23 protein-coding genes are annotated in these 20659 nt (G+C 61.1%); 8 read left to right on the top strand and 15 right to left on the bottom strand.

The window, feature by feature from the left end:
* Nucleotides 1–121: 121 nt before the first annotated feature.
* Nucleotides 122–1426 carry an adenylosuccinate lyase gene (gene purB / locus VOI29_RS05040; protein ID WP_024089876.1) on the top strand — a complete coding sequence of 435 codons (1305 nt, stop codon included), beginning with the start codon at nucleotides 122–124 and terminating at the stop codon, nucleotides 1424–1426.
* Between the two features lie 11 nt (nucleotides 1427–1437).
* On the opposite strand, the gene VOI29_RS05035 is transcribed toward purB, so the two are convergent.
* Nucleotides 1438–1575 carry a hypothetical protein gene (locus VOI29_RS05035; RefSeq protein ID WP_323776435.1) on the bottom strand — a complete coding sequence of 46 codons (138 nt, stop codon included), beginning with the start codon at nucleotides 1573–1575 and terminating at the stop codon, nucleotides 1438–1440.
* Nucleotides 1576–1589: 14 nt separating this feature from the next.
* Here VOI29_RS05035 and VOI29_RS05030 point away from each other — a divergent pair, with 14 nt between their 5' ends.
* The 3 genes from VOI29_RS05030 (at nucleotide 1590) to VOI29_RS05020 (ending at nucleotide 4372) form a co-directional block, all read left to right on the top strand.
* Nucleotides 1590–2123, top strand: a complete 534-nt coding sequence (locus tag VOI29_RS05030) for a tetratricopeptide repeat protein (protein ID WP_323776433.1) — start codon at nucleotides 1590–1592, stop codon at nucleotides 2121–2123.
* Nucleotides 2124–2197: 74 nt separating this feature from the next.
* Nucleotides 2198–3304, top strand: a complete 1107-nt coding sequence (locus VOI29_RS05025; protein ID WP_323776431.1) for a flagellar motor switch protein FliG — start codon at nucleotides 2198–2200, stop codon at nucleotides 3302–3304.
* Nucleotides 3305–3439: 135 nt separating this feature from the next.
* Nucleotides 3440–4372, top strand: a complete 933-nt coding sequence (locus VOI29_RS05020; protein WP_323776430.1) for a lysophospholipid acyltransferase family protein — start codon at nucleotides 3440–3442, stop codon at nucleotides 4370–4372.
* Nucleotides 4373–4381: 9 nt separating this feature from the next.
* Here VOI29_RS05020 and VOI29_RS05015 read toward each other — a convergent pair whose 3' ends face one another.
* A complete protein-coding gene (locus VOI29_RS05015; protein WP_323776428.1) occupies nucleotides 4382–5083 on the bottom strand; it encodes a DUF1223 domain-containing protein in 702 nt (233 codons plus the stop codon).
* A gap of 233 nt (nucleotides 5084–5316) precedes the next feature.
* Here VOI29_RS05015 and acnA point away from each other — a divergent pair, with 233 nt between their 5' ends.
* The 3 genes from acnA to VOI29_RS05000 all read left to right on the top strand — a co-directional run bounded on the left by acnA (nucleotide 5317) and on the right by VOI29_RS05000 (nucleotide 9537).
* Entirely contained in the window at nucleotides 5317–8091 is a 2775-nt protein-coding gene (gene acnA, locus VOI29_RS05010) for an aconitate hydratase AcnA (RefSeq protein WP_323776426.1), read from the top strand.
* 696 nt (nucleotides 8092–8787) lie between these two features.
* Nucleotides 8788–9072, top strand: a complete 285-nt coding sequence (locus VOI29_RS05005) for a hypothetical protein (protein WP_323776424.1) — start codon at nucleotides 8788–8790, stop codon at nucleotides 9070–9072.
* A 126-nt stretch (nucleotides 9073–9198) separates the two neighbouring features.
* Entirely contained in the window at nucleotides 9199–9537 is a 339-nt protein-coding gene (locus VOI29_RS05000; RefSeq protein ID WP_323776422.1) for a DOPA 4,5-dioxygenase family protein, read from the top strand.
* 116 nt (nucleotides 9538–9653) lie between these two features.
* On the opposite strand, the gene VOI29_RS04995 is transcribed toward VOI29_RS05000, so the two are convergent.
* The 10 genes from VOI29_RS04995 to yajC all read right to left on the bottom strand — a co-directional run bounded on the left by VOI29_RS04995 (nucleotide 9654) and on the right by yajC (nucleotide 16544).
* The gene (locus VOI29_RS04995) at nucleotides 9654–10193 is read right to left on the bottom strand and encodes a DsbE family thiol:disulfide interchange protein (RefSeq protein WP_323776421.1); all 540 of its coding nucleotides are present in this window, start codon (nucleotides 10191–10193) and stop codon (nucleotides 9654–9656) included.
* Nucleotides 10186–10341 carry a heme exporter protein CcmD gene (gene ccmD, locus VOI29_RS04990; RefSeq protein WP_323776419.1) on the bottom strand — a complete coding sequence of 52 codons (156 nt, stop codon included), beginning with the start codon at nucleotides 10339–10341 and terminating at the stop codon, nucleotides 10186–10188. Before ccmD ends, VOI29_RS04995 begins: the two co-directional genes overlap by 8 nt.
* Nucleotides 10341–11072: a heme ABC transporter permease gene (locus tag VOI29_RS04985; protein ID WP_323776417.1), complete on the bottom strand. Its 732-nt coding sequence runs from the start codon at nucleotides 11070–11072 to the stop codon at nucleotides 10341–10343. Before VOI29_RS04985 ends, ccmD begins: the two co-directional genes overlap by 1 nt.
* 55 nt (nucleotides 11073–11127) lie before the next feature.
* Nucleotides 11128–11784: a heme exporter protein CcmB gene (ccmB, locus tag VOI29_RS04980; RefSeq protein ID WP_323776416.1), complete on the bottom strand. Its 657-nt coding sequence runs from the start codon at nucleotides 11782–11784 to the stop codon at nucleotides 11128–11130.
* Nucleotides 11781–12395: a heme ABC exporter ATP-binding protein CcmA gene (gene ccmA, locus VOI29_RS04975; protein WP_323776414.1), complete on the bottom strand. Its 615-nt coding sequence runs from the start codon at nucleotides 12393–12395 to the stop codon at nucleotides 11781–11783. The genes ccmB and ccmA overlap by 4 nt, the downstream gene beginning before the upstream one ends.
* Before the next feature lie 87 nt (nucleotides 12396–12482).
* A complete protein-coding gene (locus VOI29_RS04970) occupies nucleotides 12483–12836 on the bottom strand; it encodes an Mth938-like domain-containing protein (protein ID WP_323776413.1) in 354 nt (117 codons plus the stop codon).
* A gap of 12 nt (nucleotides 12837–12848) precedes the next feature.
* On the bottom strand, nucleotides 12849–13601 hold the full coding sequence (locus VOI29_RS04965; RefSeq protein ID WP_323776412.1) for a sulfite exporter TauE/SafE family protein: 753 nt from the start codon (nucleotides 13599–13601) through the stop codon (nucleotides 12849–12851).
* Entirely contained in the window at nucleotides 13594–14562 is a 969-nt protein-coding gene (secF, locus tag VOI29_RS04960; protein ID WP_323776410.1) for a protein translocase subunit SecF, read from the bottom strand. Before secF ends, VOI29_RS04965 begins: the two co-directional genes overlap by 8 nt.
* Nucleotide 14563: 1 nt before the next feature.
* Nucleotides 14564–16225, bottom strand: coding sequence for a protein translocase subunit SecD (gene secD, locus VOI29_RS04955; protein ID WP_323776408.1), 1662 nt, complete (start codon nucleotides 16223–16225; stop codon nucleotides 14564–14566).
* A 34-nt stretch (nucleotides 16226–16259) separates the two neighbouring features.
* Nucleotides 16260–16544 (bottom strand): preprotein translocase subunit YajC, encoded by a 285-nt coding sequence (gene yajC, locus VOI29_RS04950; RefSeq protein ID WP_024089858.1) that lies wholly within the window; start codon nucleotides 16542–16544, stop codon nucleotides 16260–16262.
* A 293-nt stretch (nucleotides 16545–16837) separates the two neighbouring features.
* On the opposite strand from yajC, the gene serS reads away from it, so the two are divergent.
* Nucleotides 16838–18130 carry a serine--tRNA ligase gene (gene serS, locus VOI29_RS04945; protein ID WP_323776403.1) on the top strand — a complete coding sequence of 431 codons (1293 nt, stop codon included), beginning with the start codon at nucleotides 16838–16840 and terminating at the stop codon, nucleotides 18128–18130.
* A 70-nt stretch (nucleotides 18131–18200) separates the two neighbouring features.
* Here the strand turns inward: serS and VOI29_RS04940 are convergent, their stop codons facing one another.
* From VOI29_RS04940 to VOI29_RS04930, 3 genes are all read right to left on the bottom strand, one after another.
* Entirely contained in the window at nucleotides 18201–18533 is a 333-nt protein-coding gene (locus VOI29_RS04940) for a hypothetical protein (RefSeq protein ID WP_323776401.1), read from the bottom strand.
* Between the two features lie 196 nt (nucleotides 18534–18729).
* A complete protein-coding gene (locus tag VOI29_RS04935; protein WP_323776399.1) occupies nucleotides 18730–19683 on the bottom strand; it encodes a fatty acid desaturase in 954 nt (317 codons plus the stop codon).
* A gap of 309 nt (nucleotides 19684–19992) precedes the next feature.
* The coding region (locus VOI29_RS04930) for a GTP-binding protein (RefSeq protein WP_323776397.1) at nucleotides 19993–20659 on the bottom strand (667 nt) is incomplete at its 5' end.

Genomic DNA, 20659 nt, shown 5'->3' with positions numbered 1-20659 from the left:
CAATGATACCGCAATCATCAGGGCAATCTGCCTCATGTCCGTCTCCCAGCCTTGCTGTCCTGCCGCTCCTGATCTAAGAGGCCGGGCATCTGCTGCACAATCACATAAAGGTGCTTTCGCCATGATCCCCCGCTATGCCCGCCCCGAGATGGTCGCCATCTGGTCGCCTGAGACCAAATTCAAGATCTGGTACGAGATCGAGGCCCATGCCTGCGAAGCGATGGCCAACCTCGGCGTGATCCCGCGCGAAAACGCTGACGCCGTATGGAAAGCCAAGGACGTGGAATTCGACGTCGCCCGCATCGACGAGATTGAAGCGGTGACCAAACATGACGTGATCGCCTTCCTCACCCATCTGGCTGAGCATGTCGGCAGTGACGAGGCCCGCTTTGTGCATCAGGGCATGACGTCGTCGGACGTGCTGGACACCTGCCTGAATGTACAGCTGGTGCGCGCCGCAGACATCCTGCTGGACGGCATGGACAAGTTGCTCGCCGCGCTGAAGAAGCGCGCGCTGGAGCACAAGGACACCGTGCGCGTCGGCCGCAGCCACGGCATCCATGCCGAACCCACCACGATGGGGCTGACCTTTGCCCGTTTCTACGCCGAGATGGACCGCAACAAGCAGCGCCTGGCCGCCGCCCGCGCGGAAGTCGCCACCGGTGCGATCTCCGGCGCGGTCGGCACCTTTGCCAATGTTGACCCGGCGGTCGAAGAGCATGTCTGCGAACAGCTGGGCCTGCGGCCTGAGCCGATCTCCACCCAGGTGATCCCGCGCGACCGCCATGCGATGTTCTTTGCCACCCTCGGCGTCATTGCGTCCTCGATCGAAAACGTTGCTGTGGAAATCCGCCACATGCAGCGTACCGAAGTGCTGGAAGGCGCCGAATTCTTCTCGATGGGCCAGAAAGGCTCCTCGGCGATGCCGCATAAGAAGAACCCGGTTCTGACCGAAAACCTGACCGGTCTGGCGCGTCTGGTCCGCATGACTGTTGTGCCCGCGATGGAAAACGTGGCGCTGTGGCACGAACGGGACATCTCGCATTCCTCCGTGGAACGCGGCATCGGCCCCGACGCGACCGTCACCCTGGATTTCGCCCTGCACCGCCTGGCGGGGGTCATCGACAAGATGCTGGTGTTCCCCGAGAACATGCTGGACAACATGAACAAATTCCCGGGCCTGGTGATGTCGCAGCGGGTCCTTCTGGCGCTGACTCAAGCGGGTGTCAGCCGTGAGGACGCCTATGCCATGGTGCAGCGCAACGCCCTGAAAGTCTGGGAAGACCGCGTTGATTTCCGCGAACTGCTGCTGGCCGATGCCGATGTGGTTGCGGCCCTGGGCGAAGAAGCGATCAACGAGAAATTCGACATGGGCTATCACACCAAACATGTTGATACGATCTTCAAGCGGGTGTTTGGCGAGTAAGCCGGCCTGCTTTACAGCCTCCAGCGCCCCGCCATCCCGGCGGGGCGTTTTTTTGTTTGCACCAGCAGGTTTTCACAAACGCGTTTTTGATATGAAAAAATTAGCCCGCCCGCGGCTTGCAGGCGTACATTGATCACGACTTTACGCACCAGGAGATCACGACATGCGTTTTTTTGCTCTTGCCGCTGCCTTGACCCTGCCGATCACGGCCCATGCCGCAGGCGGCAATGACTGGAACCCGCCGAAGCCCTCCGAAACCACCAAGACCTGCAAGGGCAAGCGGGTCTGGGACGCAAACAAGAAACGTTGCGTGCGACCCAGGAAATCTTCCCTGAACCAGCAGGGCCTGATGGATGCCGCGCGCGAGCTGGCCTATGCCGGCCGCCAGCAAGACGCCCAGTCGGTGCTCCGCGCGATGCCGGACCAGCAGGACTCTCTGGTGCTGACCTACTGGGGCTTCACGCACCGTAAACTCGGGAATTTGGAACTGGCGCAAACCTACTATGACCGGGCATTGAAGCGGAATCCGGATAATATTCTTGCCCGTTCGTACATGGGCCAGGGCCTTGTGGAACAGGGCAAATACGGCGCAGCCCTGATACAGTGGAAAGAGATCAAGGCACGGGGCGGCGATGGCAGCTGGGCCGAAGCATCGCTGCGCAACGCCTTGGAAACAGGTGCATCCTACAACTATTAGCTTCAGCCTTTCTTTACGGCTTGCGGCGTATCCTGGCCTCCACGATTGAGAAGAATCTTTGGTAGGGTGCGAGAATGCCTCAAGACAACATGCTGGCGCTTCCGATGGCTTCAGGCAGCCCGGGTCTGGGCGGGATCGGAACCCCGGCCCGATTGGGCACAGCGGGCGGCAGCGGGCTGAGCGGCAAGGCCAAAGCCGCAATCATCGTCCGGCTGCTGCTGAATGAAGGCGCGGAAATCCCGCTGGAGGAACTGCCGGACGACCTGCAGCTGGAACTGACCCAGCAGATGGGTAAGATGAGCATTGTCGACCGCGACACGCTGAACGCGGTTGCGGGCGAATTTGCCGATCTTCTGGACAATATCGGCCTGCATTTCCCCAATGGTCTGGCCGGCGCGCTGAACGCGATGCAAGGCAAGATCAGCCGCCACACCCACAGCCGCCTCCGCAAAGAAGCGGGCGTTCGCCAGTTCGGCGATCCCTGGGAGCGCCTGAAACAGCTGCCGCCCGAAGATCTGGCCGGATTGGCCGAGGCGGAAAGCACTGAAGTGGCCGCGGTTCTGCTGTCCAAGCTGGACACCGCCAAGGCCGCGCAAATGCTGGTGCACCTGCCCGGCCCGATTGCCCGCCGCATCACCTATGCCGTCAGCCACACCGCCAACGTCACGCCTGAAACCGTGGATCGGATCGGCCTGTCGCTTGCCGCTCAGGTCGAAGCCCGGCCCGATCTCGCCTTTGATGAGACCCCGGGCCAGCGTCTTGGCGGCATTCTGACCGAAGCCGCCGCCGCCAAACGGGACGAGGTGCTGACGGCGCTGGACGAAGAAGATGTGGATTTTGCCACCAAGGTGCGCAAAGCGATCTTCACCTACGCGCTGATCGCCAAACGGATGCGCCCGATCGACGTGCCCAAGCTGATGCGGGTGCTGTCGCCGCCGGATATGGTCACGGCCATGGCCTTTGCCACCGAAGAGGAAGATGTTGCGACCAACGAATTCCTGCTCAAGAACATGTCCAGCCGGATGGCCGATAACATCCGCGATGAAGTGAGAGAGCGCGGCAAGGTCAAACGCAGCGATGGCGAGGTTGCGTTCAGCTTGATCATCTCGGCGATGCGGGATCTTGTGGCCACTGGCGAGATTGACCTGAAATCCGACGAGGACGAGGCGGAAGACGGCTAAAATCCGCCACTCTTTCCGGCGCTGCAGCTGGGCGGTCCATTCTGCCCGCGCCTGCGAGCTGCTTGTACCTGCCGTTCCGGCTGCGTATGATGCGGACTTCCAGGCGCATTTCCGCGCCGCAGCCATCCAGACGCCATGCCTGTAGATCCTTCCGAGCTCTCCACCTGGAGCCATGTCAAATATTATGGCAGCAACCTGTTTCTGCGCGGGCTGCTGGTCTGCACGCGGCTGATCCCCTATCGGCTGAGAGTGCCCTTGATGGGCCGGCTGGTGACGGCCATGGGCCGGTTGGCCGGGTTCGACAAGCGGGTCCGCATCAACCTGGATCTTGTCAGCCCCGAACTGTCAGAAATCGACCCGGACTCGCTGTACCGGGACGTCAGCAACAATGCGGGCCGGATGATTGCCGAAATCTATGCCGGCGCCCCCTTTCACGACCGCGCCAAGGCAGCACCCATTACCGGCCCTGGCCTGAAAGCGCTGGAAGAGGCCCGGGCGGCAGGACGCCCGGTGCTGCTGGCAACGGCTCATTTCGGCAATTATGACGCTGCCCGCGCGGCCCTGTTCGCCCGTGGTTTCGAGATGGGCGCGCTTTACCGGCGGATGGCCAACCCCTATTTCAATGACCACTATGTTGCCGCCATCAAAGGCAACGGCGAACCCTTGTTCGAGCAGGGCAAGCGCGGCATGGTCGAGCTGGTCCGGCATCTGAAAAAGGGCGGCATCGCGGCCATCGTTACCGATCTGCACGCCCAGGGCGGAGAGCTGATCGATTTCTTCGGCAAGCCTGCAGTCACTTCTACTGTGCCGGCCGAACTGGCGCTGAAATTCGGCGCCGCTGTGATCCCTGTCTATGCCGTACGCCAGGACAACGGTCTGGACTTTGAGATCGTGATGAGCGCCGAGATCCCGCATTCAGATCCGCTTACCATGACCAAATCCTTGAGCGCGGATCTGGAAGCCATCGTGCGCAAGCACACCGGCCAATGGTTCTGGATCCACCGGCGCTGGAAACCCTATGTGCCGGTATCCAAGCCCGGCAGAAAGGCAAATCCCGAGGCGGGCTGAGGCCAGTTTCTACTCGGCCCGGGCAGCGGCAATGATACGGCCAAAGGGCGCCTCTTGCACCAATACGGCAGCGGGCCGGCTTCCTGGCACCGGGACGGACAGTTCCAGCTCCCCTGCCCCGTCCCATTCCGCGGTGATCTGCCAGTCTTCCACCACATTGGCATAGCTCAAGGTCTTGCCCGCCAGTTCACCGCGGGTGATCGTAATGGTCCGTTCGGGCGTGTAGCGCACCAGCTGCACCAGCAGCCTCGTATCCCCCATCTGCACCCGTGGCTGCAGCCGGATCACCAGATCCTCGCCATTCCGCTCGAGCGACAGCGACACCGGACGCGGCCGCGACTGGTGTTTGCCAATGGCGCCGTCCGCTTTCATGGCATCGGCACCGACCACATCATCCTGGCCCATGATGATCATTTGAGGCGTATAGATCATCCTGCGGCCGCCCGCATGCGCATAGCCTTTTTGCCGCTTGGTATGGGACGGCTTGGCGAATTGATCCTTCCAGCCGATGTAATCCCAGTAATCCACGTGCAATGCCAGCGGCAGCACATCCTTGCGCGCAGCCAGCTCATGCAACAGTGCATCGGCCGGAGGGCAGGACGAACACCCCTGCGACGTATAAAGCTCCACCACCACGGGTTCCGCAGCCGATTGACTGTATACCGGCAAGGCCAGTGCCAAAGATGCTGCTATCGACGCCAGAATTTTCATGAATCGCCCGCTGCGTTTGTTAGGCTTCTGGTCTAATGGTGTGCCTGCAGATACGCCAATCAATCATTTTTGAGCCGGATTTGAGCAGTGGAAGCGGCGTTGCACTGAAAAAATGTGTACTATTGCATACAAAAGTGCCCCCTGCGTCGATTGGGCTATTGAATGCTTAATCGTCCTCATGCATTTAGCTGGCAGCGAATTCCCCGATTTCAAATCCTTGAGGGAGGCCAAACATGCCTATCACCGTCGGACAGGACAATGCCAAAGCGCGCAAAACGCTCAGCGTCAACGGCAAGTCGATCTCTTTTTACTCCATCCCAGCAGCCACTGAAGCCGGCTTTGGCGATTTCTCCAGACTGCCGGCCGCGCTGAAGGTGGTGCTGGAAAACATGCTGCGCTTCGAGGACGGCGGCTTTTCCGTGTCCACTGATGACATCAAGGCGTTCGGTGAGTGGGCCGAAAAGGGCGGCAAGAACCCGCGCGAGATCGCCTACCGCCCGGCCCGCGTGCTGATGCAGGACTTCACCGGTGTTCCCGCCGTTGTGGACCTGGCCGCAATGCGCGACGGCATCGTCGGCCTGAAAGGCTCGGCCGCCAAGATCAACCCTCTGGTTCCCGTCGACCTGGTGATCGACCATTCGGTGATGATCGACGAGTTCGGCAACCCGCGCGCGTTCCAGATGAACGTTGACCGCGAATACGAGCGCAACATGGAGCGCTACCAATTCCTGAAATGGGGCCAGACCGCATTCGACAACTTCCGCGTTGTGCCGCCGGGCACCGGCATCTGCCACCAGGTGAACCTGGAATATCTGGCCCAGACGGTTTGGACCGACACCGACCAGGACGGCAATGAAGTCGCCTATCCCGACACCCTGGTCGGCACCGACAGCCACACCACCATGGTCAACGGCGCGGCCGTGCTGGGCTGGGGCGTTGGCGGTATCGAGGCCGAAGCGGCGATGCTGGGCCAGCCGATCTCGATGCTGATCCCCGAGGTTGTCGGGTTCGAGCTGACCGGCGAGATGACCGAAGGCACCACCGGCACCGACCTGGTTCTGAAGGTCGTGGAAATGCTGCGCGAGCTGGGTGTGGTCGGCAAGTTCGTCGAATTCTACGGTTCCGGTCTCGACAAGCTGCCGCTGGCCGACCGGGCGACCATCGCCAACATGGCGCCGGAATACGGTGCCACCTGCGGCTTTTTCCCGATCGACGCCGAAACCATCCGCTACCTGCGCAACACCGGCCGCGATGAGGACCGCATCGCGCTGGTCGAGGCCTATGCCAAGGAAAACGGCTTCTGGCGCGACGAGACCTACAACCCGATCTACACCGACACCCTGAGCCTCGACATGGGTTCCATCGTGCCCGCGATCTCCGGCCCGAAACGGCCGCAGGACTATATCGCGCTGGACACTGCCGCGGCCACATTTCACAAATATGTGGAAGGCCAGCGCAGCGCCAAGGACGCAAGCGCCCGCGCCGAGGGCCGCTGGGAGGCCGAGGGCGGCCAGCCCGAGCCGCAGGAAATCCCCGGCAACGAAGGCCACCACAAGCTGGGCTACGTCACCACCGAAAACGGCAATTACCAGCTGCACGACGGCTCGATCGTGATCGCCTCGATCACCTCCTGCACCAACACCTCGAACCCCTACGTGATGATCGGTGCGGGTCTGGTGGCGAAAAAGGCGCACGCGCTGGGCCTGACCCGCAAGCCCTGGGTCAAGACCTCGCTGGCGCCGGGTTCGCAGGTGGTCTCCGAGTATCTCGAAGCGGCGGACCTGCAGAAGGACCTGGATGCCATCGGCTTCAACCTGGTCGGCTACGGCTGTACCACCTGCATCGGCAACTCCGGCCCGCTGGCCGAGGAAATCTCGAAATGCATCAATGATCATGATCTGATCGGTGTTTCGGTGCTGTCGGGCAACCGCAACTTCGAAGGCCGGATCTCGCCGGACGTGCGCGCCAACTATCTGGCCTCGCCGCCGCTGGTCGTGGCCTATGCGCTGGTTGGCGACATGAATGTCGACATCACCACCGCACCGCTCGGCCAGGACAAGGACGGCAACGACGTCTACCTCAAGGACATCTGGCCGACGCAGAAGGAAATCGCCGATCTGGTCGAGCAGACTGTGACCCGCGAGGCGTTCCAGTCGAAATACGCCGATGTTTTCAAGGGCGACGAAAAGTGGCAGGCCGTCGAGATCACCGACGCGGAGACCTATGACTGGCCCGCAGCCTCGACCTACATTCAGAACCCGCCTTATTTCCAGGGCATGGGCACCGAGCCGGGCACCATCTCGAACATCGAGAACGCCAAGGTTCTGGCGGTGCTGGGCGATATGGTCACCACCGACCACATCTCGCCTGCGGGCTCCTTTGCCACCACCACCCCGGCCGGCAAATATCTGCTGGAGCGTCAGGTTCAGCCGCGTGAGTTCAACTCCTATGGCTCGCGCCGCGGCAACCACGAGATCATGATGCGCGGCACCTTTGCCAACATCCGCATCAAGAACGAGATGCTGGACGGCGTCGAGGGCGGTTATACCAAGGGCCCCGATGGCGAACAGACCTCGATCTACGACGCCTCGATGGCGCATCAGGCCGACGGCACCCCGCTGGTGGTATTCGGTGGTGAACAGTATGGAGCGGGCTCGTCGCGCGACTGGGCAGCCAAAGGCACCGCTCTGCTGGGCGTCAAGGCCGTGATAGCCGAAAGCTTCGAACGCATCCACCGCTCGAACCTGGTCGGCATGGGCGTGATCCCGTTCGAGTTCACCGGCGGCGACACCCGCAAGTCGCTGGGCCTCACCGGAGAGGAAACCGTTTCGATCCGCGGTCTGGACACCATCGAGCCGCAGCAGGCCGTGCCCTGCGACATCACTTTTGCCGATGGCACCGTGAAGACCATCACGCTGAAGTGCCGGATCGATACCGCGCCGGAGATCGAATACATCGAACACGGCGGCGTGCTTCATTACGTGCTGCGCAACCTGGCCAAGTCGTAAGGCTGCTAGATAAGTTCTGAAAGGGCGCCCCAACGGGCGCCCTTCTTACGTCAGGGTTGCAGCGAACAATCCCGGTTACTGCGCGCGGGTGCTTCTGCGCGGGATCTCTGCAATCGCGCCAGCTGCCTGCAGTTCGGACATTGGCCGGTTGAAGACAGCCAGATTCATCACGCAGCCAATTCGCCATTCCCAACCGCAGCCGGGAACTCTGTGAATACCCTTCGTCCATATCCAACCCTTGCGGATAGCGCTCGAAGCCGTAGCGGAATGCGTTGGCCTGCAAAACATCAGCTCTGCAGGGGCCAGGAAGGTCGTGCACCCTGGTGATTTGTTCAATGGAAGGATGCCGTCGGCTTCACGGGCTTCACCTTGCCTGCTAGCAGTTCATGCAAGCAGTACTTCGCTGAACCCAGCCGGTGTTTTGTCTCTCCCTGCCATCGCCCTGCGTGCAATATTCAGTTAGCAGGATTGCAAATTTCCGCTCCCGCTTGCCTCATGCTTATGAGCCATCCCTCACTTACATGGTAGAAACTGCAATTGGATTGCAGCCTTGTAACGGCCAGGCACATGCACAACTCAGGCGATACCATCCTGGCGGTGATACCTGCTGTACCCCCCGGTCCAGTCATGTAAATAGTAATTCTGGATGCACCTTTTATCCCTCGCAACAGCACTTCAGAGGCCGGGTTTCAAGACATGAAAGAAGCTGTGATAGCAGTCGTTTACCCGGATGTGGACACCTTCGACGAACACGTCGAAGCGGTTCTGGAGATGCTTCCGGATACCCGGTGCTTTCCTGGCTGCATCGAAGCCCATGCGGGCATTAACCGCGCGCGTTTTGAAATTGCCGTTTTCCACCTATGGGAGTCGAATGCCCATTTGGAGCGCTACTTGACCTGGCGTGCGGAACGCGGCGATTTGGACGCCCGCAGCGCCACCATGCGGCGGGAACAGGATTTCAGGACTTTCTCGGTGCCCTGAAACCCCGGCCTTCGCTTTGACAGCGCGTCACCGTCCCCCGCACAGCCGGGTTCAGCCTTGCGCTGCACAGGGGCTGTTCGCAATCTGCTGATTGCCTTGGGCAGTCGCGCCGGAAATACTGGCGGCATGAAACACACAGACAGCATCACCGGCTATCACGCCCATATCTACTTTGATGAACACAGCTTCGCCCAGGCCCGCGCTCTTTGCCAGCGTGCCGCTGAGCATTTTGGCTTGGAGATGGGGCGCATGCATCAAAAACCCGTCGGACCGCATCCCAAGTGGTCTTGCCAATTGGCGGCCAGCCCGGAGCAGTTTTCCAAGCTGCTGCCTTGGTTGGCATTGAACCGCGATGGCCTGATCGTCTTTGCCCATCCGGAAACCGGCGACGCCCTGGCGGATCATCGGGATCACGCCATCTGGCTGGGGACCGGGCTGGCGCTGGATCTCAGCATTTTCGGCTGAACCGCATCGTAAGTTCACCGGGCTGGCGGCTCTTGTGAAGCAAACGGCTTGTCTGCGCGCTGTCATCAAAGGAGCTGGATTTCAGCAGCGCCGCCCCGGGTTAACCAGCATAAGGCTCACTGGCCCGCCGCCTTCGCCATAGCCGGGCGCAGGGTGTTTTCGATCACCCGCTGGGTGATCGGCCCGGCAAAGCGCAGCACGATCTTGCCTTCGCCGTCCACCACATAGGTTTCCGGCACGCCGTACAGGCCCCAGTCGATCGCCATGCGGCCCTTCTCATCCCTGCCGATTGCTGTGTAGGGATCGCCCAGCTCGTCCAAAAAAGCCGCGGCGTTGGCCAGCTGATCCTTATAGTTGACGCCATAGACGGGGACACCTTCCTTGGTCAGCGCCTCCAGGTTGGGATGCTCGGCCCGGCAGGGCGCACACCAGCTGGCCCAGTAATTCACCAGCTTCACATTGCCATCGCGCAGGGTAGCGTCGCTGAACAACTCCTTGCCCGGGAATTCATCCAGCACCACCGGCGGTGCAGGCTGGCCTTCGCGCGCGGACGGCAGGCTGTCGGGGTCCTCGCGGAACATGCCCACCAGGGCGAGACCGAAAAAACCGGCGAACACAACACCGGGGACCGCCATCAGCGGAGAGATTTTAGCCATTGCGTTTCACCCGGCTTTCCAATGTTTCCATCTCCCGGCGCACCTTGCGGCCGCGCAGGATTGTCAGCACTACCAGCGCCAGCAGCAGCAGCAGCGAGGCGCCATAGGCCGACAGCACAGTATCGGCGTATTTTCCAAGATCGGGCATCAGGCCTCCAGCCGTTCACGCGCCATCAATGCCTTGATGCGGCGGGCGCGGATTTCAGTTCCGGTGCGGTAGAACACCAAGGCGATGAACAACAGCACAAATCCTGCCATGCAGACATACAGCGGGTTGGAAAACGCATCTGCCACGTTCTCCTTTTTGTCCAGCGACAGCGATGCACCCTGGTGCAGCCCCTGATTCCAGAAGTTGACAGCATAGCGGCTGAGCACGGCAAAGACCGAGCCGACCAGACACAGGATCGAGGTGAGGTCAGCGGCAGTGTCAGGATTGTCGATCGCCTCCCACAGGGCGATGTAGCCGAGGTAGAACAGGAACAGCACGAGGAAGGACGTCAGCCGCGGATCCCAGGCCCACCAGGTGCCCCACATCGGCTGGCCCCAGATCGCGCCGGTGATCAGCGCGATCACGGTCATGACAATGCCCACAGGGGCGGCAGCACGGGCGGCCAGCGCGCTGACGTGGTGGCGGCGGATCACCCAGACCAGCGAAGCGACCAGCATCATGAACCAGGCGTTAATCGCCATCAGCGCCGAGGGTACATGCAGGAAGATGATCTTGACGGTGGAGCCTTGACGGTAATCGTCAGGCGTGAAGAAGAAGCCCCAGGTCAAGCCCGCGGAGATCAGTACCGCAGAGCTGACCCATAAGGCCGGCATCACCTTTTCCGTGGTGGCCAGGAACTTCTTCGGGTTGGCGTATTCCCAGATCGACATGTTGGCTATTTAGCTCTTGTTCTCGGGTTTCTCAATTCACGAGGCAGGCATTCGGTCAGCGCAAATTGACGCGCAGTACGGCGGCGCTGGCGAACGGCAGCAATGCAATGGAGGCGGCGGAGATTCCCGCCAGCATCAGAAGCGGTGTCTGTACTGTCATTCCTTCCGCCCCGCGGCGGGCCACTTCGGAGCCGAAGATCAGCGTCGGCACATAGAGCGGCATCACCAATAGCGACATCAGCAGGCCGCCGCGCTTCAGCCCCACTGTCAGCGCCGCGCCAAAGGTGCCGATGACGCTCAGCGCCGGGGTACCCAGAAGCAACGAGACCACAAGCCATTGGAACCCCGCAACAGGCAGGTTCAGCAGCAGCCCCAGCACCGGCGCCGCCATCACCAACGGCAGGCCGGTGGTGATCCAATGGGCCAGCGCCTTGATTGTCACGGTGCTTTCCAGCGGCAGCGGTGCAGTGGCCAAGAGGTCGAGCGAGCCGTCCTCCCAATCCAGCGCCAACAGCCGGTCCAACGACAAAAGGCAGGCCAGCAGCGCGCCCAGCCACAACACACCCGGCGCAATGCGGGCCAGCAGCTCGGATTGCGGGCCAACGGAAAACGGCACCATCACGGTCACGATCAGGAAGAACGCAAGACCCAGGCCAAAGCCGCCGCCCGCGCGGAAAGCGAGCTTCAGATCCCGCATCAGAAGCGCAATCACAGGAAGCCTCCGTCGAAATCATCCAGCGCCATTGGCTTGGCCTTGAAGGGACCGACATCCAGCACCCCGGCTGCCAGCCCCAGATCGATATGGGTGGCAATCAAGGCAGATCCGCCCTGCCCCAGATGCGCCCGCACGGCATTTGCAAACATCGCGACAGAGGTTTTGTCGAGGCTCACCGTCGGCTCATCCATGATCCAGATCGGCCGCCCGGTGACCAGCATCCGGCTAAGGCCGAGGCGGCGTTTCTGTCCCGCCGACAGCGCCCCCGCCTGCCGGTCGCGCAATCCTTGCAGGTCAAACCCGTCCAGCGCCTGTTCGATCCCATTGCGGCCAAAGACGCTGGCCCAGAAGGTCAGGTTCTCGGCCACCGTCAGCGTCGGCTTCAGCCCGTCGGAATGTGCGGCATAGGCGATCTGATCCTCGGCGCCTTCCACCCGGCCTTTCAGCGGCGGCTGCAGCCCGGCGACGGTGCGCAACAGCGTGGTCTTGCCAATGCCATTCGGGCCGCGCAGGATCAGCGCCTTGCCGGGATCCAGCGCAAAGCTCAGGCCTTCCAGCACCGGGATGCCACCGCGCGCCACGCTCAGATCCGTCACAGTCAATGTCATGAAGTTCGCTTATCCCATTGTGCTTGCGCATCAAAAGCCATTCAGCCGCAGCCCGCTTAGCGGCAGGTCAATCACATCTTAAGAAATTCAGACCGCCAGCGCCGCTATGGCAATCCGGCGCCCCTCGGACAGCAGCACATTATAAGTGCGGCAGGCCGCGGGGGAGTTCATCACCTCGACCCCCAGACCGGCCCCTTCCAGCACCTTGCGCAGCTCCGCCGGGATATGGGCAATCTCGGCGCCGGTTCCTATGAACAGCACGTCGATCTCTCCTGCCAGCGCCAGCAACGGCTTGGCATCCGCATAACCGCCCCAGGCCGCGGTCCCCGCAGCTGAGGTCAGCACCGCCCCCTGATGCACCTGCCCGCCGATGCGGAAGAACCCGGCACCATAGCCATCAACCGGCTGTGCGTCCGTATAGCTCACTTCATTCAAGCGCATTCGGGGATCCTTTCAGTCAAACACCGGAAGGCTGGATAACACGGCCAGCGCAATCACGGAATAGGAGGCCAAGCGGTAGGGCTTTTCCAGCTTGGGATCAAACAGCGCCTTTCCGGTCAGGGTGGTGATCACGTAAGGCACGCCCAGCAGAGCCGCCAGAACGACCGCCTGCAGGCTGGCCAGCCCGCCAAAGATCAGGTTAACCGCAATCACCACATCAAGGGCGGCCAGAAACACAATTGTATTGGCCCTGACCCGCGCCACATCGCGCACATTTGCCAAATAAAAGACAATGACCACCGGTCCTGTCAAACCGGTCATGCCGCCGACCATGCCAGCCGCTCCACCGATGCCAAACCGTCCAGGCCAGCCCAACCGCCCCTGCCAGCGCCAGCCGGAGACCACAGCTGCCAGCGTCACCCCGATTACCCCGGCGGCAAGCCAGCGCAATGTCAGCGGATCCATCTGCGACATCACCCACAGACCAGCGGGAACTGTAACCGCAGCGGCCATCGCCAGCGCACCAACCTCAGCCTTGTCGGCCTGGCGCCAGGCCTGCGGGAACAGGGTGATGGTGGAAAACACCCCCATCAGCACCATCAGAAACACCACATCCGCCGCCGGCAGAAACTGCGCCCCCACCGGCACAAAGATCATTGCGGTGCCAAAACCAGTGAAGCCGCGGACAAGACCCGCGGCTCCAATAGTCAGGAAAAGCCAGAACAGCCCCGGTGTGGCCAGGGTTGCCTGAAAGGTCTCAAGCATCGATGTTCGAGAACTGATTGCCGGTGGTGTTTGCTTGTTTCGACCAGTCACGCTTCACACCCAGCCTCAGCAGAATGGTGGAGGCCACGAACACGGACGAATAGGTCCCGACCAGAACACCCCAGATCATTGCAAAGACAAAGCCGCGGATCACATCGCCGCCCAGCACATACAGCGAGACCAGCGCCAAGAGCGTGGTAACCGAGGTCATCACCGTCCGGCTGAGGGTCTCGTTGATCGAGATGTTCAGAACCTCGGCCAGGTCTTTCTTCTTGTAGCGTCGCAAGTTTTCGCGGACCCGGTCGAACACAACCACAGTATCGTTCAGCGAATAACCAACAATAGTCAGCAAGGCTGCGATGATGGCCAGGTCGAACTTGATCTGCAGTTCCGAGAACACGCCGATGGTCAGCACCACATCATGCACCAGTGCCGCCACGGCGCCCAAGGCGAACTGCCACTCAAACCGCAACCAGATGTAGACCAGAACAGCGGCAATCGCGAGTGCCACGGCCAGCACTGCAGTCTGGATCAACTCGCCCGAGACCTTGGGGCCGACCGATTCGACCGAAACAAACTTGATGCCCGGCGCCACTGCGTCCAGCGACTGTTTCAGCATCTCGACCATACCGCCTGTGATCGCCTCGCCGTCGTCCTGCGCCTGAATGCGGATCATGGCGACGTGCTGGTCTTCCTCGAAGGTCGGATCGAACACTTCGGTAATCGATACATCGCCCAGATCATGCACCGCCAGCGCGTCGCGGTAGGCGCCGACGTCCACGGATTCGGATGCTTCGGTGCGGATGGTGGTCCCGCCGCGGAAATCGATGCCGAAGTTCAGCCCCTGCAAGAAAAAGGAGACCAGCGCAACCACCATCATCAGGGCGGAAATCCCCAGCCACAGCTTGGAGAGCTTGAAGAAATCGAAAGAGGTCCCCTCGGGAACTAGTTTCAGCCGCATCTTACACCTCAATCGTTTTCGGACGGCGCCGTTCAAACCACATCACGATGATCAGCCGGGTGACAAAGATCGCGGTGAACACCGAGGTCAGAATGCCAAGCCCCAGAGTGATCGCAAAGCCGCGCACCGGGCCGGAGCCCATGGCAAACAGGATCACCGCGGTGATGAACGTTGTGATATTGGCGTCAAGGATGGCGCTCAGCGCCTTGGAGTAGCCTTCGTCGATGGCACGGGCCGGGCCGCGGCCCGCCTTCAGCTCTTCGCGGATACGTTCGAAGATCAGCACATTGGCGTCCACTGCCATACCGACCGTCAGCACGATACCCGCGATGCCCGGCAGCGTCAGCGTGCCGCCGATCAGGCTGAGCATCCCGAAGATCAGCGCGATGTTCAGGATCAGCGCCACATTGGCAAAAAGACCGAAAAGACCATAGCTGAGCCCCATGAACACCAGCACTGCAATGAAGGCAACGATAGTAGCGATCTTGCCCGCGTCGATGCTGTCCTGGCCCAGTTCCGGGCCGATGGTGCGTTCTTCGAGGAATTCCAGCCCTGCCGGCAGTGCGCCTGCGCGCAGCAGAACCGCCAGATTGGTGCTTTCCTCGATGCTGAAATTGCCGGTGATGATGCCGGAACCGCCCGGAATATGCGATTGGATCACCGGGGCAGAGACCACCTCGTCGTCCAGTACGATCGCAAAAGGCGAGCCGATGTTTTCCGCGGTGTAATCGCCAAACCGGCGCGCACCCGAGGTGTTGAACCGGAATGTCACCGCAGGCCGGCCGTTCTGATCGAACGACGGCTGCGCATCTACCAGGTCTTCACCAGTTACCACAGCAGCAGCTTCGATGGTGTAGTAAATGCCGCTTTCGTCCAGCGACGGGATGATTTTATTACCGATACCCGGTGCAGCATCTTTGTCGCTGCCACGGCCGACAACCGGATTGAAGGTCAGTTGCGCAGTGGTGCCAATGATCGCCTTCAACTCAGAGGCAGAGCCAATGCCCGGCACCTGGATCAGGATCCGGTCAGCGCCTTGGCGCTGGATGGTCGGCTCGCGGGTTCCGACCTCGTCGATCCGGCGGCGCACGATCTCCAGCGCCTGCCGCACGGTGCGGTCGTCCGAGGCGATCTTTTCTGCCTCGCTCAAGCGCACCACCAGGACGCCAGCCTCAGCGGAAACCTCGATGTCGTTGGCGCCCACTCCGGTTAACGTGGTAATCGGATTGGCCAGCTCGCGCACGACGTCCAGCGCACGGGCCATGCCTTCGGGCTTGGTGATTTTCACCCGAATCTCATCCGCCTTGCCCGGCTGGCGGCGGAACGTGCCGACGGTGCTGCGCTCGGGCCGCAGTGCATCGCGCACCTCCGGCCACAGCGCATCCATCCGCGCCTCATAGACGTCACTGACCTGCACTTCGGCCAGCAGATGCGCGCCGCCCCGCAGATCGAGGCCCAGGTTCACCAGCCCTGACGGCAGGAAGGCCGGCCATTGGCCGGCCGTTTCAAGCCGCTCAGATGTTTCACCCTTGGCGATGATATCCGCCGCGGCATCGTTGGCCTGTTCGACGCGGGTATAAAACCCGTTTGGCAGGGCAAGCATCAGACCGGCCGCACACACCAGCCAGATCAGCACCCTCTTCCAGAGATCAATTTGCAGCATTGCCCTGCCTTTTCAGTATGTTATCGGTCTGAGCTTACGACACGGGGTCGGTTTTGCTCAGCACCTGGGCAATGGTCGCCTTGATGACGCGCACTTTCACGCCATCGGCGATTTCAACTTCGATCTCGCCGTCTTCCTTGACCTTGGACACCTTGCCGATCAGGCCGCCCTGGGTCACCACCTGATCGCGCACCCGCAGCTGATCGACCATCTTCTGATGCTCTTTCACCTTTTTCTGCTGCGGACGGATCAGCAGGAAGTACATGATCGCGAAGATCAGGATAAGCGGGAGAAATTGGGCGATTGCGCCACTGTCCATGGGATATTCCTTCTGTCAAAGCGGCATGAGGTTTCACACCGGAATTTTGCAGCGGAACCTATGCGCTGGGTGGATAGGTTGCAAGGCTGGCGCAATGCAAAAGCGCAGCCGGGAAAGGCCGTTGCAGGTTTCGCTTGGCGCCGTGCCGGGAAAGGCGCTCCGATCCGCTGCCGCAGTTGCGGCAATTCCCATGTTGCACATAGACCGTACGCGCCCCTTCCCCTTTGTTCACCCTTGCGTCATAGGATGGGCTTACTGATTCAAATCGTCATTCAACGCCAGGAGAGACTCTCATGCATGACATCCGCGCCATCCGCGAAAACCCTGCCGCATTCGACGCCGCTGTGGCGCGGCGCGGGGACGCGGGCGTGTCATCCGAGATCCTGGCACTGGATGAGGCGCGCCGGGCCAAAATCCAGGCAGCAGAAGCCGCCCAGGCCCAGCAGAACAAGGCCTCCAAGGAAGTTGGCGCCGCCAAGGCCCGCGGCGACGAGACCGAGTTTGAACGCCTGCGCGCACTGGTCGCGGAGAAAAAGGCCGAAGTTGCGGCGATGAACACCGAGGCCAAGGAGCTGGATCAGCAACTGACCGATAGGCTGATGACCATCCCGAACCTTGCGTTTGAGGACGTGCCAGACGGCGAAGATGAGGACGACAATGTCGAAATCCGCCGCTGGGGCGAGCCAAAGGAACTCGGCTTCGAGGCCAAGGAGCATTTCGAGATCGAAGGCGTGAAGCCCGGCATGGATTTCGAAACCGCAGCCAAACTGTCAGGCAGCAGGTTTGTGGTGCTGTCGGGTGCAGTCGCCCGCATCCATCGCGCGCTGGCGCAGTTCATGATCAACACCCATGTGGACGAGAACGGTCTAACTGAGGCCTGGACCCCGGTTCTGGTGCGCGAGGAAATGATGTACGGCACCGGCCAGCTGCCCAAGTTCGGCGAAGACAGCTATAAGACCACCGATGGCTGGTGGCTGGTTCCGACTGCCGAGGTCACGCTGACCAATATCGTCAACGGCATGACGGTCGAAGAAGGCTACCTGCCCCGCCGCTATGTGGCGCACACACAGTGCTTCCGCTCCGAGGCCGGTTCGGCCGGCAAGGACACTTCCGGAATGCTGCGCCAGCACCAATTCGAGAAAGTCGAAATGGTTTCGGTCACGCATCCTGACAAAAGCGGTGATGAGCATGAGCGCATGACCCGTTGCGCCGAAAACATTTTGGAACGGTTGGGCCTGCCCTACCGCACCATTGTTCTGTGCACTGGCGACATGGGATTCGGCGCCAGAAAGACCCACGACATCGAGGTCTGGGTGCCCGGCCAGAAAACCTATCGCGAGATCTCTTCGGTTTCGGTCTGCGGCGATTTCCAGGCCCGCCGGATGAATGCACGGTTCAAGCCTGAGGGCGGCGGCAAGCCGCAGTTCTTGCACACGCTGAACGGATCCGGTCTGGCAGTGGGCCGCTGCCTGATCGCAGTGCTGGAGAACGGCCAGCAGGCGGATGGATCGGTCAAGCTGCCCGAGGTTCTGGCACCTTATCTGGGCGGTAAGCTGACCCTGACCGCGGATGGCGCACTGGCCTGACACAAACGCCAGAGCCATACAGAAAACGGCGCCCAAGCGGTGCCGTTTTTTCTTGCTCAGAGCGTTAAGGTTATTTCTTCACCTTCTTCTTCCCGCCCCCCTTGGCTTCAAGAATTGCCTGAGCCTTTGCCTTTTCCTTTTCAACGGCTTTTTTCGCCTTCGCTTTGACCTTCTTTGCCTTTTGCTTGGCTTTTATTCTTGCTGCTGCAAAATCCACCGCCAGCTGCGCCGCTTTACGCTTGGCTTTACGCGCCTTGGCCTGCGCCTTTGCAGCCTTTTCCTCGGCTGCCCGGCGCGCGGCCTCGGCAGCTGCCAGTTTGGCATTCAGCTCGTCCTGCAATCCATCAGTTGCTCTATCTGCCAGTGGCTTGACCACTTTCCTGCCTGGCGCCTTTCCGGTCATGGGCGGGGTCTCCTTCTTTTCAAATTCGGTCGGCCTGGCGGCCTCAGCCGGCTATTCCTTGGAAGCCTGCGGCAGCATCACCGCATGTCCGGTTCCGGCACCGGGGATGCCGTGCAGCGGCGGGTTCCCGTGCAGCCAGGTCAGTTGCGCCTTGGAAGTCATAGCTGCCCGCCGCCCGTTTCAACAGAGGAAGACCTCAGCTTGGAAAGGGCACCAGGCATTTTTTGTCCTCGTCCCACAACTTCAGCGTCAGCGCCCGGACCGCTTCGCGAAATTTGATCCGGCGCAGCCCCAGTTCCGGCGGCAGGCTGTAGTGGCATTGGCGCAGCCGGTAAGACGGGATACGGGCGTTAAAATGGTGGATATCATGCAGGGTGATATTGGCCACCGCCATGTCGAAGACCCAGCCGAAATCCAGGCAGGAAGACCCCTGCAGCGCCGCCACCTGCGGGTTTAGGTCCGGGCGGCGGTCCCAATAGGTGTCCTCAAAATTATGCTGCAGGTAGACCAGGAACACTCCGATCATGCCGCCCAGGAAAGAAAACACCAGCCAGACCCAGATCCCGGTCACCCCAGCCGCCCGGTAAAGAAGGCCCAGCAAGGCGACGATCACAAGATTGTGCAGGATCACCGCCACCGCACCAAAGCGCCGGGTATTCTTGGGCCAGCGATAGCGGATGAAGTAAGTGAATGCCGCCCCCAGCGGCACCAGCACAAACGGATTGCGGTACAGACGGTAGCGGAGCCGGTCCCAGCCCCCGGCCTTGGCCCACTCCCGCACGGTCATGGTGTGAATCTCACCCGTCTCGCGGTGTTCCAGGTTGCCGATGTTGGAGTGATGCAGGTTGTGGTTCTGTTTCATAACCTCAAACGGCGCAAATGTGAAAGGAGACAGCACATGGCCGGCAATCTCGTTCTGGAGCCGGGTTTCAAATAAGGAATGATGCCCGGTGTCATGCTGCAGCACATATAGCCGCACTGCGGCAAAGGCAAAAACCACACCTGCCGGCAGCATCAGGAACCACTGGTCCGCATAGGCAACAGCCACGGCAAGCGCTGCAAAGTAGACCGCAAAAGTGCCGAAATAGCTGAGCAAGGCCAGCCGGTTGTCCTGTCGTGCGAATTGACGCGTATGTGCCCTCAGATCCATGACCCCGTCCCTAAAGCCGATGCGTGACAGCTATGCAAAGCGCGCATTCCGTCCAAAGTCAATTTCCAGATAACCCGGCCTTGTTCAAAAACAAGATTATCACCGGATAAACCCTTCAACCTTAAGGGTATAAATCTGCAAAAGTGAACCAAATACAGGCAGGAGACGCAGGGCTAGCAGCAGGCAAAAGCCCGCGCCCCCCCGCGCAACGCAAAAGCGCCGCCCGACAGGGCGGCGCCGGGCCCAACGGGCCGGGGTTTTCTTTCGGGACTGCCGCAGGACCGGCGGGAGCACCGCGGTCTTACTGGATCAGCCGCCGCGCTTGTTCAAATGCTTGGCCAAAGCGCCGGCATTTTTGGCGCGCTTGCCCTTATAGGGGTTCTTGTCGCCCTGGCCGCGCATATATAGCCGGATCGGCGTGCCCGGCATGTCGAAATCCTCGCGCAACCCGTTGACCAGATAGCGGGTATAGCTTTCCGGCAGTTTGTCGGGATGCGAGCACATCACCACAAACCCCGGCGGGCGGCTTTTGGCCTGGGTCATGTAACGCAGCTTGATCCGCTTGCCCTGGGGCGCTGGCGGCGGGTGCTGCTCCAGCATGCCAACCAGCCAGCGGTTCAGCGCCGCGGTCGGCACCCGGCGGTTCCACACACGATAGGCCCGCATGATCGCGTCATGCAACCGGTCCAGCCCTTTGCCGGTTTTGGCCGAAACCGTCACCAGAGGCGCGCCGCGCAGCTGCGGCAACAGGCGGCCGAAGGCTTCCTTCAGATCGCGCAGCTTTTCCTGCTTGTTGTCTTCGATGTCCCATTTGTTCACCGCGACAACAACCGACCGGCCCTCGCGCTCGGCCAGGTCGGCGATCCGCAGGTCCTGTTGCTCAAACGGGATATCCGCATCCAGCAGCACCACCACTACCTCGGCGAATTTCACCGCACGCAGGCCGTCGGAAACGGACAGCTTTTCCAGCTTTTCC

Origin of the sequence: Leisingera sp. (assembly GCF_034669605.1) — a bacterium.
In the GTDB taxonomy this organism is placed as follows: domain Bacteria; phylum Pseudomonadota; class Alphaproteobacteria; order Rhodobacterales; family Rhodobacteraceae; genus Leisingera.
Note: the sequence above shows the minus strand (reverse complement) of the source record. Positions and strands in the feature narration are given on the sequence as shown.

Bases quoted from the DNA above. Each gene is read 5' to 3' on its own strand.
- VOI29_RS05005 (WP_323776424.1), top strand. From the start codon at position 8,788: ATGAAAGAAGCTGTGATAGCAGTCGTTTACCCGGATGTGGACACCTTC.
- VOI29_RS05000 (WP_323776422.1), top strand. From the start codon at position 9,199: ATGAAACACACAGACAGCATCACCGGCTATCACGCCCATATCTACTTT.
- VOI29_RS04985 (WP_323776417.1), bottom strand. From the start codon at position 11,072: ATGTCGATCTGGGAATACGCCAACCCGAAGAAGTTCCTGGCCACCACG.
- VOI29_RS04995 (WP_323776421.1), bottom strand. From the start codon at position 10,193: ATGGCTAAAATCTCTCCGCTGATGGCGGTCCCCGGTGTTGTGTTCGCC.
- VOI29_RS04940 (WP_323776401.1), bottom strand. From the start codon at position 18,533: ATGACCGGAAAGGCGCCAGGCAGGAAAGTGGTCAAGCCACTGGCAGAT.
- secF (WP_323776410.1), bottom strand. From the start codon at position 14,562: ATGCGGCTGAAACTAGTTCCCGAGGGGACCTCTTTCGATTTCTTCAAG.
- secD (WP_323776408.1), bottom strand. From the start codon at position 16,225: ATGCTGCAAATTGATCTCTGGAAGAGGGTGCTGATCTGGCTGGTGTGT.
- purB (WP_024089876.1), top strand. From the start codon at position 122: ATGATCCCCCGCTATGCCCGCCCCGAGATGGTCGCCATCTGGTCGCCT.
- ccmD (WP_323776419.1), bottom strand. From the start codon at position 10,341: ATGCCCGATCTTGGAAAATACGCCGATACTGTGCTGTCGGCCTATGGC.
- serS (WP_323776403.1), top strand. From the start codon at position 16,838: ATGCATGACATCCGCGCCATCCGCGAAAACCCTGCCGCATTCGACGCC.
- VOI29_RS04965 (WP_323776412.1), bottom strand. From the start codon at position 13,601: ATGCTTGAGACCTTTCAGGCAACCCTGGCCACACCGGGGCTGTTCTGG.
- ccmA (WP_323776414.1), bottom strand. From the start codon at position 12,395: ATGACATTGACTGTGACGGATCTGAGCGTGGCGCGCGGTGGCATCCCG.
- VOI29_RS05030 (WP_323776433.1), top strand. From the start codon at position 1,590: ATGCGTTTTTTTGCTCTTGCCGCTGCCTTGACCCTGCCGATCACGGCC.
- yajC (WP_024089858.1), bottom strand. From the start codon at position 16,544: ATGGACAGTGGCGCAATCGCCCAATTTCTCCCGCTTATCCTGATCTTC.
- acnA (WP_323776426.1), top strand. From the start codon at position 5,317: ATGCCTATCACCGTCGGACAGGACAATGCCAAAGCGCGCAAAACGCTC.
- VOI29_RS04970 (WP_323776413.1), bottom strand. From the start codon at position 12,836: ATGCGCTTGAATGAAGTGAGCTATACGGACGCACAGCCGGTTGATGGC.
- VOI29_RS05025 (WP_323776431.1), top strand. From the start codon at position 2,198: ATGCCTCAAGACAACATGCTGGCGCTTCCGATGGCTTCAGGCAGCCCG.
- VOI29_RS05020 (WP_323776430.1), top strand. From the start codon at position 3,440: ATGCCTGTAGATCCTTCCGAGCTCTCCACCTGGAGCCATGTCAAATAT.
- VOI29_RS04935 (WP_323776399.1), bottom strand. From the start codon at position 19,683: ATGGATCTGAGGGCACATACGCGTCAATTCGCACGACAGGACAACCGG.
- VOI29_RS05015 (WP_323776428.1), bottom strand. From the start codon at position 5,083: ATGAAAATTCTGGCGTCGATAGCAGCATCTTTGGCACTGGCCTTGCCG.